Source organism: Qipengyuania qiaonensis, assembly GCF_019711515.1.
Classification (GTDB): domain Bacteria; phylum Pseudomonadota; class Alphaproteobacteria; order Sphingomonadales; family Sphingomonadaceae; genus Qipengyuania; species Qipengyuania qiaonensis.
The window spans coordinates 18,441-33,576 of the sequence record NZ_JAIGNO010000002.1 but is presented as its reverse complement, the minus strand read 5'-3'; the positions used below and the strand labels follow the sequence as shown (position 1 = coordinate 33,576).

The 15,136-nt window shown below is 63.7% G+C and carries 21 protein-coding genes; 8 read left to right on the top strand and 13 right to left on the bottom strand.

All coding sequences use genetic code 11. From position 1 onward, the window contains the following. Positions 1-66: 66 nt before the first annotated feature. Positions 67-687, top strand: a complete 621-nt coding sequence (locus K3174_RS03105) for a TetR/AcrR family transcriptional regulator (protein WP_221555459.1) — start codon at positions 67-69, stop codon at positions 685-687. A 40-nt stretch (positions 688-727) separates the two neighbouring features. On the opposite strand, the gene kynU is transcribed toward K3174_RS03105, so the two are convergent. The 7 genes from kynU to dksA form a co-directional block, all read right to left on the bottom strand. Further along, a complete protein-coding gene (gene kynU, locus K3174_RS03100; protein ID WP_221555458.1) occupies positions 728-2,050 on the bottom strand; it encodes a kynureninase in 1,323 nt (440 codons plus the stop codon). Then, a complete protein-coding gene (gene kynB / locus K3174_RS03095) occupies positions 2,043-2,708 on the bottom strand; it encodes an arylformamidase (protein ID WP_221555457.1) in 666 nt (221 codons plus the stop codon). The genes kynU and kynB overlap by 8 nt, the downstream gene beginning before the upstream one ends. Further along, a complete protein-coding gene (locus tag K3174_RS03090; RefSeq protein ID WP_221555456.1) occupies positions 2,705-3,496 on the bottom strand; it encodes a tryptophan 2,3-dioxygenase in 792 nt (263 codons plus the stop codon). The genes kynB and K3174_RS03090 overlap by 4 nt, the downstream gene beginning before the upstream one ends. A 36-nt stretch (positions 3,497-3,532) precedes the next feature. Beyond that, positions 3,533-3,949 (bottom strand): DUF4112 domain-containing protein, encoded by a 417-nt coding sequence (locus K3174_RS03085; protein ID WP_221555455.1) that lies wholly within the window; start codon positions 3,947-3,949, stop codon positions 3,533-3,535. 6 nt (positions 3,950-3,955) lie between these two features. Next, on the bottom strand, positions 3,956-5,416 hold the full coding sequence (locus tag K3174_RS03080) for an ABC transporter substrate-binding protein (RefSeq protein WP_221555454.1): 1,461 nt from the start codon (positions 5,414-5,416) through the stop codon (positions 3,956-3,958). Between the two features lie 46 nt (positions 5,417-5,462). Then, positions 5,463-5,867, bottom strand: coding sequence for a PilZ domain-containing protein (locus K3174_RS03075; protein WP_345719574.1), 405 nt, complete (start codon positions 5,865-5,867; stop codon positions 5,463-5,465). Positions 5,868-5,935: 68 nt separating this feature from the next. Then, entirely contained in the window at positions 5,936-6,391 is a 456-nt protein-coding gene (dksA, locus tag K3174_RS03070) for an RNA polymerase-binding protein DksA (protein ID WP_221555453.1), read from the bottom strand. A 289-nt stretch (positions 6,392-6,680) separates the two neighbouring features. On the opposite strand from dksA, the gene K3174_RS03065 reads away from it, so the two are divergent. After that, positions 6,681-7,010: an SEL1-like repeat protein gene (locus tag K3174_RS03065; protein ID WP_221556518.1), complete on the top strand. Its 330-nt coding sequence runs from the start codon at positions 6,681-6,683 to the stop codon at positions 7,008-7,010. A gap of 3 nt (positions 7,011-7,013) precedes the next feature. Here the strand turns inward: K3174_RS03065 and K3174_RS03060 are convergent, their stop codons facing one another. From K3174_RS03060 to K3174_RS03040, 5 genes are read right to left on the bottom strand one after another with little or no spacing between them, the layout of a single operon-like run. Then, positions 7,014-8,150, bottom strand: a complete 1,137-nt coding sequence (locus K3174_RS03060; RefSeq protein ID WP_221555452.1) for a GNAT family N-acetyltransferase — start codon at positions 8,148-8,150, stop codon at positions 7,014-7,016. Beyond that, positions 8,147-8,917, bottom strand: a complete 771-nt coding sequence (locus tag K3174_RS03055; RefSeq protein ID WP_221555451.1) for a glycerophosphodiester phosphodiesterase family protein — start codon at positions 8,915-8,917, stop codon at positions 8,147-8,149. The genes K3174_RS03060 and K3174_RS03055 overlap by 4 nt, the downstream gene beginning before the upstream one ends. Further along, complete coding sequence (locus K3174_RS03050; protein WP_221555450.1) at positions 8,892-9,347, bottom strand: RidA family protein; 456 nt, start codon at positions 9,345-9,347, stop codon at positions 8,892-8,894. Before K3174_RS03050 ends, K3174_RS03055 begins: the two co-directional genes overlap by 26 nt. Next, positions 9,344-9,973, bottom strand: a complete 630-nt coding sequence (locus K3174_RS03045; RefSeq protein WP_221555449.1) for an HAD family hydrolase — start codon at positions 9,971-9,973, stop codon at positions 9,344-9,346. Before K3174_RS03045 ends, K3174_RS03050 begins: the two co-directional genes overlap by 4 nt. After that, complete coding sequence (locus K3174_RS03040) at positions 9,970-10,206, bottom strand: DUF3572 family protein (protein ID WP_345719573.1); 237 nt, start codon at positions 10,204-10,206, stop codon at positions 9,970-9,972. The genes K3174_RS03045 and K3174_RS03040 overlap by 4 nt, the downstream gene beginning before the upstream one ends. Before the next feature lie 104 nt (positions 10,207-10,310). Between K3174_RS03040 and K3174_RS03035 the strand changes: the two genes are divergently transcribed. From K3174_RS03035 to K3174_RS03015, 5 genes are all read left to right on the top strand, one after another. Beyond that, entirely contained in the window at positions 10,311-10,679 is a 369-nt protein-coding gene (locus K3174_RS03035) for a response regulator (protein ID WP_221555448.1), read from the top strand. A 98-nt stretch (positions 10,680-10,777) separates the two neighbouring features. Further along, entirely contained in the window at positions 10,778-11,020 is a 243-nt protein-coding gene (locus tag K3174_RS03030) for an acyl carrier protein (protein ID WP_221555447.1), read from the top strand. Further along, complete coding sequence (gene spt, locus K3174_RS03025; RefSeq protein ID WP_221555446.1) at positions 11,020-12,270, top strand: serine palmitoyltransferase; 1,251 nt, start codon at positions 11,020-11,022, stop codon at positions 12,268-12,270. The genes K3174_RS03030 and spt overlap by 1 nt, the downstream gene beginning before the upstream one ends. Positions 12,271-12,369: 99 nt before the next feature. Beyond that, the gene (locus K3174_RS16775) at positions 12,370-12,942 is read left to right on the top strand and encodes a hypothetical protein (protein ID WP_247711859.1); all 573 of its coding nucleotides are present in this window, start codon (positions 12,370-12,372) and stop codon (positions 12,940-12,942) included. Positions 12,943-13,012: 70 nt separating this feature from the next. Then, positions 13,013-13,444: an OsmC family protein gene (locus K3174_RS03015; RefSeq protein WP_221555445.1), complete on the top strand. Its 432-nt coding sequence runs from the start codon at positions 13,013-13,015 to the stop codon at positions 13,442-13,444. A 49-nt stretch (positions 13,445-13,493) separates the two neighbouring features. Here K3174_RS03015 and K3174_RS03010 read toward each other — a convergent pair whose 3' ends face one another. Continuing rightward, on the bottom strand, positions 13,494-14,348 hold the full coding sequence (locus tag K3174_RS03010) for a sterol desaturase family protein (RefSeq protein ID WP_221555444.1): 855 nt from the start codon (positions 14,346-14,348) through the stop codon (positions 13,494-13,496). A 64-nt stretch (positions 14,349-14,412) separates the two neighbouring features. Here K3174_RS03010 and K3174_RS03005 point away from each other — a divergent pair, with 64 nt between their 5' ends. After that, positions 14,413-15,099 carry a Crp/Fnr family transcriptional regulator gene (locus K3174_RS03005; protein ID WP_221555443.1) on the top strand — a complete coding sequence of 229 codons (687 nt, stop codon included), beginning with the start codon at positions 14,413-14,415 and terminating at the stop codon, positions 15,097-15,099. The last annotated feature ends 37 nt before the right edge of the window (positions 15,100-15,136 follow it).

Below are 15,136 nucleotides of genomic sequence, written 5' to 3'. Positions count from 1 at the left end.
CTCCCGCCTTGCCTACCTATAGGTAGGTATTTGACCTACCACTAAGTAGGTGTCAATGGCCGGATCATGGCAAGCAGGGCGGAACAGGCTGAGTTGACACGCCAACGCATCCTGATCTGCGCGCGAGCACTTTTTGCCGAAAAGGGCTTCTATGGAGTGAGCACAGCTCAGGTGGCGAAAGCTCTGGGGCTGAGCAAACAGGGCGTGCTGCACTACTTCATGACCAAGGAAAAACTCTACGGAGCTGTACTTGGGCAGATCGCAGAGGAGCTAACGACGCTGCGATCAGAAGTGGGGGCCAGCGATGATCCGGCAGAACAATTTACCGATTATCTCGTAGCGATGATTGCCGACACGCCCACCAAGGTGGATCGGACAAGGCTGCTAATGCGGGAAATTCTTGATAACCGCGCTCGGGCACAAGCAGCGGGAATTTGGTATCTGAAACCTTTCCTAGAGGAACTGATTGCCATGTTGCGAGCCGTGCCAGGATGGTCGCAAGCTGGCCACGAGAGCATACTCGCCACGGTCATCCAGCTTCTCGGGGCGGTGAACTATCACTCAGTATCGGCTCCCACCTTTCACGGCATCTTCGGCACGGAGATAATGACCAAGGTCGATAGCGCGTTCGCGAATGAACTGCGAACAACCGTTGGAGCGATGTTGCAAACGGGACCTGCGGACTGAGGCTGAAGCTCAGGTCCGCTTTCTACCCCACTAGCGGATGTCAGGTCACCATCGCCCGCTCGCTGAACTCCGTCTTCTGCCATTCGCCGCTCGCCAGCACCTCTGCCAGATGCCGCGCGGCTTCGACCATGTCTTCGAAACGCAGATAGGCGGGGGCGAAGCCGAAGCGGAGGATGTCGGGATCGCGGAAATCGCCGATGACGTCGCGCGCGATCAGGGCCTGGCAGATGGCGTAGGCGTCGGGATGGCGGAAAGAGAGCTGGCTGCCGCGGCGAGAGGGGTCGGTTGGGCTGGCGAGATCGAGCGCACTCCCCCTGCCCTTCAGGGGAGGGGGTTGGGGGGAAGGGGAGTCGTGCTGCGTTGGCTCATTCTCCCCTCTCCCAACCCTCTCCCCTGAAGGTGAGAGGGCTAGAATGCCGCTTTCCGATAGGCACTGGCGGAAGAATTCGGATAGCGCCTGCGATTTCGCGTAAAGGCGCTCGACGCCGATTTCGGCGATCAGGTCGACGCCCACCTCCAGCGCGGCGAGGCCGAGGATCGGGGGCGTGCCGCACAGCATCCTGTCGATCCCGGCAGCGGGTGCATAATCGTCGCTGAAGGCGAAGGGTGCAGCGTGCCCCATCCAGCCGGTCAGGGGCTGTTGCGCCGCCTCCTGATGCCGCTCGGCCACGAAGGCATAGGCTGGCGCGCCGGGGCCGCCGTTGAAATATTTGTAGCCGCAACCGACGGCGAAATCGACCTCGCAGGTGTTCAGGTCGACTGGCAGTGCGCCGCCCGAATGCGACAGGTCCCACAGCACCAGCGCGCCCGCTGCATGCGCCGCCCTGGTCAGCGCCGCCATGTCGAACAATTCGCCGGTCTTGTAATGCGTGTGGGTGAGCATGAGCAGCGCGACATCGGCGCCCAGCGCATCGGCGATGGTTTCGCGCGGGGCCAGCCGGCGTTCGGCGAGGCCCTGCTTCGCCAGCCCTTCGATCATGTAGAGATCGGTCGGAAAGTTACCCGGTTCGCTGAGCACGACCTTGCGCCCGGGGCGCATGGCCAGTGCGGCGGAGATCAGCTTGAACAGGTTCACGCTGGTGGAATCGCAGGCGATCACCTCGTGCGGCTGCGCGCCGATCAGCGGGGCGATCTTCGCGCCCACTCTGGCGGGCAGGTCGATCCAGCCTGCGCTGTTCCAGCTACGGATGAGATCGCTGCCCCATTCCTCGCGCACGACCTGCTCCAACCGCGCGGGCGTCGCCCGGGGCAGGCAGCCGAGCGAATTGCCGTCGAGATAGATCACGCCTTCGGGCACGAGAAAACGCTCGCGATACTCCTTCAGCGGGTCGCCCTCGTCCAGGATGCGTGCACGTTCAAGCATCCGGCAGTTCCCGCAAGATCGCGCGGCACAATCCGGCATCGCCGCCCGCAATCTTGAGCGGCAGTGCGATCAGTTCGTACCGCCCTTCCGGGACATCGTCGAGCACCAGCCCTTCGAGGATGCGCATATCGTGTTCGAGCACGGCCTTGTGCGCGTCCATCGTTTTCGATTCCTGCGGATCGACGCTCGGCGCATCGGTGCCGACCAGCTTCACGCCTTGCAGCGCGAGCCAGCGGATTGTATCCGCTTCGATGGCGGTGAATGTGCTGTCCCACGCGTCATGCGGGAAGCGCGCGAAGGTGCGGAACAGGACGCGATCCACACTATCGAGGTGCGGCAGGTCGCCGACGGAGATGCTCCCTCCGCTTACGCCGGTGGCATCCACGACCAGGCACTCTCCGATATAGGGATCGAGTTCGACACGGGCGATATCGGCGGCGGTTTCGGAATAATGCAGCGGCGCATCGCCATGCGTGCCCGAATGGGTGGACATGGTCATCCGCCCGACATTGACCGGCGAACCGTCCTCCATCTTCCACGTCCGCTCGAAAGCGAATGCGGTATCGCCCGGCCAGACCGGCAGGCCCCGTTGCTCATTGGTGGGGCGCAGGGTCTGGGAAATATCCCATATCCGCCGCCCAGATCGCCAGCTGCTCATATCGCGGTCCGCACACTAAGCAGTTCGGGGAAGAAGGCAGCCTTCATCACGCCCGCCAGATAGGGCACGCCCGGCGTGCCGCCGGTGCCTTTCTTGAAGCCGATGATCCGTTCGACCGTCTTGAGGTGGCCGAAGCGCCAGCGCTGGAAATGGTATTCGAGATCGACCAGCTTTTCGGCCAGTTCGTAGAGATCCCAGTATTCCCTGGGATCGCGGTAGATTTCGGCCCAGGCAGCCTCGACCTCGGGCGAATGCGCCCAGGGTTCGCCGACCGGGCGATCGAGCACATCCTGGGGAATGGCGAAGCCGCGGCGCGCCAACAGCGCGATCGCCTCGGCATAGATCGACTTGCGCGCCAGTTCCTCGCGCAGTTCCCCGGCCACCACGGGCGTGGCTTCGTGCATGGTGACCATGTCCGGCTTCCTCCCGCCAAGGAGGAATTCCATCATCCGGTACTGCGCGCTCTGAAACCCGCTCGACCCGCCCAGATGCGGGCGAATGGTCGAATAATCGTGCGGCGTCATGGTGCTGAGTACGTCCCAGCTCTGGATCAGCTGCCCCTGCGCGCGGGCCACACGGGCGAGCATCTTGAACGAGGGGCGCAGCCGGTCTTCCCGGATGCATTCGCGCGCGGCGAACAGTTCGTGCAGGCACAGCTTGAGCCACAGCTCGCTGGCCTGGTGGACGATGATGAAAAGCATCTCGTCATGCGCCTCGGACGCGGGATGCTGCGCGGCGAGGATGCGATCGAGGTCGAGATAGCTGGAATAGGTGACGTCGCTGGCCATGCGCGCTGCCCTAGCGCGCAAAGCCCGTCGATGAAACTACCCCTCGATCACCCGCGTATGCGGGTGGTGCTTGTCGAGATGCTTGCGGACGATGCGCAGGTTCCTGGTGTTGGAGCGATAGACCACGTCGAAGGCATCGCCGACAATCGGCACCGCGCCGATGGCGCTATCGACCGCGATATTGCCGGCCATGCGCCACAGCTTCCATTTCGGGAGGCCGAGATTCTTTGCCTCCCAGACGATGTAAGCGCCCATGGCCGCGGTCACGATATCGCCGAGGACTGGGACGAAGCCGACGATCGTGTCGAGGCCGATGGGATAATTGGTGCCGGGAATGACCAGGCTGCGTTCGAGCACGTACTCCATCGCTTCGATCCGTTTGCGAATCGAAACGGGATCGGTGCCGGTCGGCAGTTCGAACGCCATCGGGCGCGGCTGGTTCTGTTGCTCCATCCCTCTCTAAATGGGGGCGCGGGAAAGCGGGAACAAGGGATGCACGTTCCACGGGTTCTCACTGAAGCCTTCGATATCGGCGCGCACCATCGACCAGCGGATCGGCGCGCCGAGCGGAATGTAGAGATTGGTCGCAAGCAGGGTGCTCTCGGCCTCATAGAGATAGGATGCCTCTTCGGCGGAATCGCGCGCGTCGAGTGCCAGCGATACCAGGTAGTCGGCATCCTCGCTGCATTGCGCCGCGCTGATGCCGCACTGGAACTGGTTGAGGAACCAGCGCGGTGAAGCATAGCGTGCTACCCGGTCGCGCAGGACGAGGTCGGCAGCGGCCGGGGCGTCGCTGCGAGTGGCCGAGACGCCGATAACGGCGAAGTCCTCTGCCAGCCCTTCGAACAGCAGGTCGGATCCGGGACCCGGTGGCAGGTAAATGCCGACCTGCGGATCCCGCCCGCTCGCCGCACGCCACTGGGCAACGCGCTGGCGGGCTTCGCTCCGCCGCTGTTCGAGCGAGAGCGTCGCCCAGCGCTCGCCCGGCGGTTCGGCTGCGGTCGACAGCGCGGTCGGGACGATCCGCGTCGACGCGAACCAGCCGCCGATATTGAATGGTTGCATCAAGCCCTGCCGATCGACGGCCATCGCCAGAGCCTCGCGATTTTCCGGAACGCCGAGAAAGCCCTTCGGCTCGCTTACATCGAGACCGAAAAGGCCGATCGCCGCATCGAGACGCACGTTCCCGCGCGACAGCGGCCCCGTGCTGGCCAGCGGCAGGGCGGACAACCGGCCGCCCAGCACAAGGTCGAACCGTCCCTGGGCAAACCCTTCGACCGCTTCTTCCGCTCCGGCAGCGTGGACGCGCACTTCGCGCACTGCATCTTCCCAACCGGGCTGTTCGGGCAGACCGCGCATCTCCGGCGGCAGCGCGGCAAGCAGCAAACCCTCGTCTCCCGGATCCCGAGCCATGAGCGCAGCACTCCGGCTGCCGAGGTCGATCCCCAGTTCGGGCTGGGCCAGCAGCTGCAGAAAATCGGGCATCGGGCTGGTCAGCCGGATTTCGATAACGCGCCCGGTCATTGCGCGGATGTCGCGGATCTTGGCGAGATCCAAGCCCAGCGAAGTGGCGCGCAGCTCGCGCACGCGCCGCTGGAGCGCATCGCGCACTGCCTGCGCGGTCAGAGGCGTCCCGTCGGCAAGGTCGAACTCGTTGATCCGGAAAATATAGCTGGCCCCGCCATCGGTCACTATCCAGCGTTCGGCGACGCCCGGGACGACCTGGCCACGCGGATCTATGCGGACCAGACCGGTCGACAGCGCAGCGCGGACGTGCTGGCCGGCATTGCCCAGCCGAACACCATCCGAATCGAGTTCCGACGGCTCGGCAATAAAGGCGACATCGACTACGCCATCGTCGGTGCCCGCGCTGCATGCAGCCATAAGTACCGACAGGAAAGCGAGGAAGGTGGCGCGCATGGGTGACGGTTAGCAGCGCGTGCTCCCCCCGTCAGCAAGCCATTTTTCAGATGCTGCGGACCGGATGATCCCCATGCGTCGGGGATGCGATTACGGGGCGAGCGTAACGCGGGGAATCATTATCCGTCACGATCGGGGCGCGCACGACAGCCGGATCGATCGCAGTCTCGAAAGCGATTCCGATGCGCTCGCCCTGCACCCAGGCGACGCTTCCCTTGACGCTGCCTACTGTGCGCAGTTCGGCCGTGAGCCGATCCCCGCGGGACACCTCCAGGCCGCCCGCATCGGCCATCATTCCGCCCGCAGAAAGATTCCGCACCTTCACCCGGGCCGCCTGCGGCAGACCTTCCAACGTCAGCTCCGCGAACAGGAAAAGGCTGTCACGCGCGACATTACGTGTATCGAGCGAGGACATGACGTTCTTGATACCCCTGTGTGCTTGTCTCGGCACCGACCGGGGCCGGTTCACAATGGAGAGAAGGTTAAGGTCCAGACCTTAAGAATTGGGAAAGCGGACGGTCAATCGTCGCGCGAAATCTTTTCCTTGCGCTCATGCGCTTCCTGCGCCTCCACCGTCATGGTGGCGACAGGACGCGCAACAAGGCGCTTGAGGCCGATGGGATCGCCCGTCACCTCGCACCAGCCATATTCGCCCTTATCGATACGACGCAAAGCGGAATCGATCTTGGAGATCAGCTTGCGCTGGCGGTCGCGCGTTCGCAGCTCGATCCCCCAGTCGGTTTCCGACGAGGCGCGATCGTTGAGGTCGGGCTCGCGGATCGGGCCGTCCTGCAATGATTGCAGAGTCTGGCCGGCGGCATCGTGGATCGACTTCTTCCAGTCGAGCAGGAGTATGCGGAAATATTCCTGCTGCCGCTCGTTCATATATTCTTCGTCGTCGCCGGGAACGTAGTTATCACCGACCGCCGCGCGTGCCTTGGCCAGTTGTTCTTTGTCGCTTGCCACAGAGGCCATTGAGGACCCTCTCATCCTGCAAATTCGATCGTGCCGGTCACCACCATCCTGCGGATCCGGATGCTTCCGGTACCCCAGTGTCCCGATGGGCGCGCCTATAGGCAAGGCTCCCGGGGCATACAAGCGACAATCCGACGAGAGGAGGATTTGCCTGAAATACGTGGCGGATAGGTTAATTTTCAAAGCCACGGCACGAAAGTTGGCATCGCGTTAACCATTTCTTGACCGCGATCTTGGCACAGCTGGATCGTCCGGCAGGGGGTTGCCGGTCCTTTTTGGGGGAATGACCATGCAGCTTTTCAGTATCGAAGGTGGCAACGGCAAGATCATCCAGGGCGAGCAGGCCAGCGCGCTCGTCGCCGCTTGTCTCGCGAAATACGAACAGGGCAGCCTCGATGCGCTCTACGACCTCGGCGTCGCCTTTTCGACCGGCAGCCACGGCACGGTCTGCGACATGATCGAGGCACATAAATGGTTCAACATCGCCGCATCGAAAGGGCATGAAGAAGCCAGCTGGTGTCGGGCCGACGTAGCGGACGAAATGACTGCCCGCGAAATCGCCGAAGCACAGCGCCGCGCGCGCGAATGGCTGGCCGAAGGCCGCCGCCAGGCTGCCTGACGACTATCCCCGCCTGAACGGAGTGCGGGTCGCGAGGTAATTGCGATCCGCGGCGACGCCCGCCCGTTCGCGTTCGAGGAAATCCTCGATCGCCTCGCGCAATCCGGGATCGGCGATCCAGTGTGCCGAAACCGTTTCGACCGGCTCGTATCCGCGGGCGAGCTTGTGCCCGCCCTGCGCCCCCGCTTCGACGCGGGAGAGGCCCAGCTCGATCGCCGCGTCTATCGCCTGATAATAGCACAGTTCGAAATGCAGGAAGCGGATATCGCGCGCACAGCCCCAGTAGCGGCCGTAGAGCGCGTCGCCGCCGACGAAGTTGAGCGCGCCCGCCACCGGATCGCCATCCTGCAAAGCCAGCACCAACAGAACCCTGCTCCCCAGCCGTTCGCCGAACAGGTCGAAAGCCTCACGCGTCAGATAGGGCGAACCCCATTTGCGCGCTCCGGTATCCTGATAGAAGCGCCAGAAAGCATCCCAGTGTTCCGATCGGATATCGTCGCCGCGCAGACGAACGATAGCTACTTCTGCCTGCGCGGCGGCCCGCTCCTTGCGCAGATCTTTGCGTTTGCGCGAGGCAAGCGTGGCGAGGAAATCGTCGAAGCTGTCGAAACCGCGATTGTGCCAGTGGAACTGGATATCGCCGCGAAGCATCCAGCCCGCATCTTCGAACAGGGGTTGCTGTGCGGGTTCGATAAAGGTCGCATGAGCGCTCGAAAACCGGTTCTGCAGGCAGAGCTGCTCCGCCGCGGCCAGCAGCGGGGCGGCAAAAACGTCGTCCGACAACAGCAGGCGCGGGCCGGTCGCGGGCGTGAACGGTGCCGCGATCTGGAGCTTCGGGTAATAGCGCCCGCCTGCCCGCTCATAGGCGTCGGCCCAATTGTGATCGAAGACATACTCGCCCTGACTGTGTCCCTTCAGATAGGCGGGCATGGCCGCGACCAGCGGGCCGTCTTCCTCGCTGATGACCAGCGGCGTCGCCTGCCAGCCCGTACCAGGCCCGACGCTGCCCGAATCCTCCAGCGCGGTCAGGAATTCATGGCTGACGAAGGGGTTGTCGGCGCCTGCCAGCGCATTCCACTGATCGCGGTCGAAAGCGCCGACCGACCCGCCGACGCGTGCGGCGAGACCGCCATCGCTCATGGGACGCCCGGCCCTTCGGCGATGGGCGCATCGGCATGCAGGCGCGCATGCGCCAGCAGCTCCGGCGAATTCACGGTCCATGTGAGGACCGGCATTCCGCCAGCGCGCAGCGAAGAGATCATCGGATTGGGCAAGGCCACGACATGATAGGCGATAAAATCGGGCCGCGCGAGCCATAGGGCCAAATGCCGCTGCCAGAGCTTCTGCGTCAGGCCGAGTTCGTCTTCGCGCATGACGAGACCCTGCACCGTCTGCGGCGCGTGTTCGCGAAACCAGCGCGACACCCGCGGGTCGAAGCTCATCACCGCATGGCGGCCATCGTAGCCAGCCAGAGCGTCGCGCACGGCGATACAGCTTTCCTCGACATCGTAGCCGCGCCGCGACTTGATCTCGATCAGGATCGGAACCCGGCCCTCGGCCAATGCCAGCAGCTCGTCCAGCCGCGCGAGCTTGTGCTCGCTGTCGAGGAAGGCGATTTGGGCCAGTTCGTCGGCAGTATAGCCTGCCGTGGGGCCGGTTACGCCGGTCAGCCGCTCCAGCTCCCAATCGTGGACCAGCATCGCCGCATGGTCGCGGCTGCGCTGGATATCGCATTCGATACCCATTCCGCACTCGACCGCGCCCGCGAAGGCTGCGAGCGAGTTTTCGGGGACGCCGGCGCCGTGCAACCCGCGATGGGCATAGGGCCATTCGCGCAGCCAGCCGACCCGGGCGGGTTCGGGCGGCCTCACGAACAAGCGATCAAGGCTTGAGAGCAACGATCGCATCGACCTCGACCGCGGCGTCCAGTGGCAAGACCGGCACGCCCACCGCGCTGCGCGCATGCTTGCCCGCTTCGCCGAACACTTCGGCCATCAGGTCGCTGCAGCCATTCACCACCTTGGGCTGGTCGGAGAAGGACGGCACGCTGGCGACGAACCCGCCCAGCTTGACCACGCGCTCGACGCGCTCGAGCAGACCCGCCGCCTTGAGCTGTGCCAGGATCATCAGGCCGCAGGCGCGGGCCGCCTCCTGCCCCTGCTCCAGCATCACTGTGTCACCGAGCTTGCCCGTCACCAGCTTGCCACCGACAAAGGGAAGCTGGCCCGAAATATAGGCCGTGCTCCCGCTGACCACGAGCGGTTGGTAGCTAGCCACCGGTGCGGCCGCTTCCGGCAGGTCGATGCCGAGTTCGGCGAGTTTGGCTTCGATGCTCATGCGGTTTCCTTTTCGATTTCGCCCAACAGCCATGGCAGCGCCTTGTCCCAGCTATCGATCCGCGCATCGGCATGGCCGGAGGTGTGTGCGCAATCGATATATGGGGCGAGCAGCGGTTCGCCGCAGAGATGGAGCGTGGTGATATTTCCGATCGTCTCGCGCGCGGAACGATGGTGCTGCGCAAGGTCGTCGATGAAAATGGCTTTCGAAGGCCGGTACTCTTCCAAGATCGCCTGCAGCGCCGGACCCTTCGGGCCCTGATTGGTGAAGACGCGCGCATCGAGACCATGTTCCAGGAGCTGCGCGGTCCGCATCTCCTGCCGCTTGTCGACGAGATTTGTGAGTATCACGACATCCGCATGTTCCCGCAGCGCGCCGATACCCTCGATCGCGCCGGGAATCGGCGTCTGGCGATACATCTCGGTATCGAAGAACCCGCCCAGCATCTTCCAGATATCTTCCGGCGCCAGTACCTCGCCGCTGTCCTGCCAGCTCAGCGCCCGCGAAAAATCGTTGCCTTCCATCCGGAATTCGACGCCCTGCGTTTCCGCCAGCCAGTCGCGGAAGGGCGAGACCATGTAGAGCAGCACTTCGTCGCAATCGGAGATGATCAGCGGGCGGCTCACGCGGACAGCTCCCGTGCGGCGGCGACCAGCACCTCCGGCGTAGTGTTCAGCGCATCGGCGGCGAGAACGAGATCGGGTTCGTGATTGGCAAGAAATTCGAGCACTGCTGCCTGAACGCCGCGATCGCTCAAGCCGTTCCGCAGCCGGTCGGGGGTCAGGCCGGTGAGCGATAGCAGGCGTTCGGCGCGCCGGTCATCGGCCAGCGCCCAGCCGAGCGCCTCCAGTGCCAGCACTTCCGGCGCTCTTTGCTCGCCCGCACCTGTCGTTTCATCGCGAATAATTGTCAGCGCTCCCGCTTTTCCATATGGCCCTCGCGCATTCGCGAAGGAGCCGCCAAGTGGCAAACAGAATCCTCGTTGTCGAGGACAACGATCTCAATCGTAAGCTGTTCTGTGACGTGCTGAAGGCAAACGGATATGAAGTGGTGCCCGTGGCCGACGGGCAGAACGTGCTGGGCACGGCCAAGCGCTTCCAGCCGCATCTGGTGATCATGGATATCCAGCTCCCCAATGTCAGCGGGATCGATCTGATCGTGAAACTCAAGGGCGAAGGCGACCTGGCCGAAGTCCCCGTGCTGGCGGTGACCGCCTATGCCGGCAAGGGTGACGAGGAACGGATTCGCGATGCCGGGGCCGCCGATTATCTGGCCAAGCCGGTGTCGATAGGGCCCTTCATGGCGGCCGTGCGCGCCCTGCTTCCCGAATAGCTGCGCTTGACAAGCGGCCCAACAAACCGCTTTGCCGCGCCATTGACGCACGGTCCGCACCATGCAGGCCGCACCATGATAGAGAACTGGACCCCGAAATGGACCGCAGCGCAGTCGACACCAAAATCCGCGAACTGGCCGAATCCTTCAACAAGAAGGGCGTCACGATCACGGAAAACACGACCTTCGCCAACGACCTCGAATTCGACAGCCTGACCGTGATGGATTTCGTCGCCGAGATCGAAGACGAGTTCGACATCATCATTTCGATGAACCAGCAGGCCGAGATCGAGAATTACGGCCAGCTGGTCGATGCCGTCACCAAGCTGCAGGCCGACTGATGAGCGAAGGCATCATCCAGCCGGACCGGCCCGAGGATATCGACGGAGAAGGGAAGGATCTCTTCTCCAAGTTCGACGACATGATCGCCCTGCGCGAAGGCATTCTCGCCACCGGGGTCGAGGATCCGTTCAATCTGGTCATGGAGAAAGTCCTCTCGCCCACCCGCGCGATCTGCAACGGGCGCGATACGATCCTGCTCGGCACCTACAACTACATGGGCATGACCTTCGACCCCGACGTGGTCGAAGCGGGCAGGCAGGCATTGTCCGATTTCGGCAGCGGCACAACCGGCAGCCGCGTGCTCAACGGGACGTACCAGGGGCACAAGGAAGTCGAGCAGGCGCTGATGGACTTCTACGCCATGGATCACGCCATGGTCTTCTCGACCGGATACCAGGCCAATCTGGGAATCATCAGCACGATCGCGGGCAAGGGCGATTACATCGTCCTCGACATCGATAGCCATGCCAGCATCTGGGATGGCTGCGCGATGGGCAATGCCGAAGTCGTGCCGTTCAAGCACAACGATATCGAGGCGATGGAAAAGCGCCTCAAGCGCATCCCCGAGGGCGCGGGCAAGCTGGTCGTGCTCGAAGGCGTCTATTCGATGCTGGGCGATATCGCGCCGCTGAAGGAAATGGTCGCCGTCGCCAAGAAATACGGCGCCATGGTCCTGGTCGACGAAGCGCATTCGATGGGCTTCATCGGCGAAAACGGCCGCGGTGTGGTGGAGCAGGCGGGCGTGATCGACGATGTCGATTTCATCATCGGCACCTTCTCCAAGAGCGTCGGCACGGTGGGCGGCTTCTGCGTATCGAACCACCCCAAGTTCGAGATCATGCGGCTGGTCTGTCGCCCCTACGTCTTTACCGCATCGCTGCCGCCCAGCGTGGTCGCGACCGCGGAAACAAGCATCCGGAAGCTGATGCGGGGGTCGAACAAGCGGGCGCATCTGTGGGAGAATTCCAAGACCCTCCACAAGGGTCTGCGCGAGCTCGGCTTCCAGCTCGGCACAGCGGAGCCGCAAAGCGCGATCATCGCGGTGATCATGCCCGATCTCGAACAGGGCGCAGCAATGTGGGAGGCGCTGATCAAGGGCGGGCTCTACGTGAACCTCGCAAGACCCCCGGCAACGCCCGCCAACATGACGCTGCTGCGCTGTTCGCTATGCGCCGAACACAGCGAGGAGGAAGTCAGGGAAATCCTTGGCATTTTCGAGGCTGCGGGAAAAGCGGTCGGGATTATCTGATCGCCGCATCGTAGCCATGAACCCCGCCTGACCAGAGGTTCAGAGCCGGTTCAACGCACCCTTTCTAGACAATCTCCAGACGGTTGAGGAGATTATGGGATGGGACTTTCGAAGAGGACCGCAATCGCGCTCGCCGCGACGACCACGCTGCTCGGCGCATGCAGCACCGGCTATGACGGATATGGCGTCGCCAGCGCAAGTTATTACGGCGATCCGTATTACGATGACGGCTATTACGGCTGGTACGACAATTACTACTACCCGGGAACGGGCTATTACGTTTACGATCGGGACCGACGGGCGCATCGCTGGACTGATCGTCAGCGCCGTTACTGGCAGGCGCGCCGCGCCGCCATTCGCGACCGGCGCCATATCCGCGACAACTGGAATCGTTGGGAACGGCGGGCCGAGCGCCGGGAGGTACGCAGGGAGTATCGCCGCGACATACGCAGAGACGCTCGCCAGGAGGCGCGTAGGGACGCACGTCGTGACGCCCGCCAAGAAGCACGGCGCGATGCCCGCCGAGATGCCCGGCAGGAAGCGCGGCGCGACAACCGGCGCGCGGCCCGACAGGAGGTCCGGCAACAGGCCAGACAGAACGCTCGCCGCGAGGCGCGACGCGACCAGCGTCGCGAACGGCGAGGCGAAAGGCGCCGCGTCCGTGACGACTGACCACGCGTTTTCGTGAGCCGGTGGAACATCGCTCCTGTCGGGACGTCTCCCTCCCGAAAGGAGTTTTTCCATGAAGACCACCAATAGCGGCAGTGCGACCTATGAAGGGTTTGGCAAGGACGGCAAAGGCCATGTATCGACCGGATCGGGGGCGCTCGACGATCAGCCCTACGGCTTCAACACCCGCTTCGAGGATGCCAAGGGCACCAATCCGGAAGAACTTATTGCAGCAGCCCATGCCAGCTGTTTCACCATGGCGCTGTCCTTCAAGCTGGCCGAGACAGGCTTCAGCGACGGCAGCGTGACCACCAGTGCCGAGGTCACGCTGGAGAGAGGCGACGACGGTTTCACGGTCACGAAATCGGCGCTGTCGACCAAGGGCAGGGTGCCTGGGATGGATCGGGCAAAGTTCGAGGAACTGGCCGCCGAGGCCAAGGCGACCTGTCCGATCTCCAAATTGCTGAATGCCGAAATCACGCTGGACACGCAGTTCGAGGGCTGATGCGAGATGCACCGGCCAGGCCTCTCCGAACCCGACCGGTGCGCCCCCGTCAGGCGGCGGTTTGCGCCGTCCCCTCTCCGACCGGTCTGCCGGAATCCCGCTCCTTCGGAATGCTGCCGAAAAGGGGCCAGGCGAGTTGTTCGCCGAGCGAGGTTTCGGGCAGGTTTTCCACTCCGTAGCTCTGCGGATAGGAGCGGGTGATCTTCGCTGTACCGAATAATATATCCCAGAAAAACAGCAGGTTCCCGTAATTGCCCTTGTAATGGACCGCCGGGTCGCTCGCGTGACGGCCGTGGTGTGCATGGTGCGTCGCGGGCGTCGAGATGGTGCGTTCGACCAGCCACATCACGGGTGACAGCCACGTGATCGCATAGAGCGGCCGGTCCCAGGGAAGGTCGGAATGCGCGCCGGTAATCACCGCCAGCTTGACCACGATATAGCCCGCATAGACCCAGCCGAGACCGAGATAGATCAGCACGCCCGACAGCCAGATGCCGGGCATCATCGCATAGTAGAACAGATTGTTCCGGTAGACGAGCCGCACGCTCATGTAGCGCGCGTTGTGATGCGGGCGGTGCAGGTTGTAGAGCCAGGGGAAAGTGTGCGCGGCGCGGTGCCACCAATATTGCATCATGTCGTCGAGCAGCAGGAACAGCGCGATTGCGGCAAAGATATTCAGCCCGGCCAGCGCGCCGGCATAGTCCGGTGCGATCGTCCCCGCCAGCGCGGCCGAGGCGAACAGCACGACCGGTTGGGTGATGCCGAGCAGCACGACGATGCTGACCGCTTCCACGATTCCGTCATCGCGGGTCTGTTCGGGTTTGGCGAACAGATTGCTGCGCCATAATTCGAGCAGGGCGAAGCCGATATAGATCGCGACGATGGCGATGGTCGTTGCGGGCATGGGTCCTCTCTCCTCCCGGTGCGAACTTGTCGATTTCCTGCATAGCGGCTACGCGAATCGAGGAATGTCAAGAATTGTACAATTGACTGCGACGCGCCGATCGCTGGTCACGCCGATGCTGTTTTCGGCGCTCGACAGCGGTTTGCAGGCGCATCTGATCCGCATCTCGCGCGCACGGGAATTCGCCGACGGGCAGATCATCCAGCAGCGCGGCGACAAGGCCGACGGCTTCTGGCTGATCGAGCACGGCGCGGTGCGCGTCGGCCAGTTCCTGCCCGATGGCGAGTTCCGCGCGGTCGCCCTGCTCGGCCCCGGCGATTCCTATGGCGAGCTGGCGGTATTCTCGGGCAAGCCGCGCATCGTCGATGCCCTGTCGCGCGGCGAGAGCCGGTTGCGGCTGATCGCGGCGAAGCCCTTCCTCGACGCGCTGGGCAATTATCCGGCGTCGAGCCGCGCCCTGCTCGGCGCGCTGTCGGAGCAGTTGCAGGACACGCTGTCGATCCTGGCCGGTCTGCGGCGCGGGACCAATCCGGAGCGGCTGGCGGGTCTGCTGGCGACCATGGCGGGCGAGGCGCCCGGCCCGGCGGGCGTCACCATCACCCAGCAGGAACTGGCCGACCTGCTGGGCGTGACCCGCGCCACCGCCAATGCCGCCTTGCGCGAGCTGCAGCAGCGGCGACTGGTAGAGCGCGGTTACGGCACGATCCGCATCCCCGACCGCGACGCGCTGGCCGCCCACGCGATGGGCTAGTCGGGTGCGGCATGGCACGGCCGCGGGCTTAAGCGGA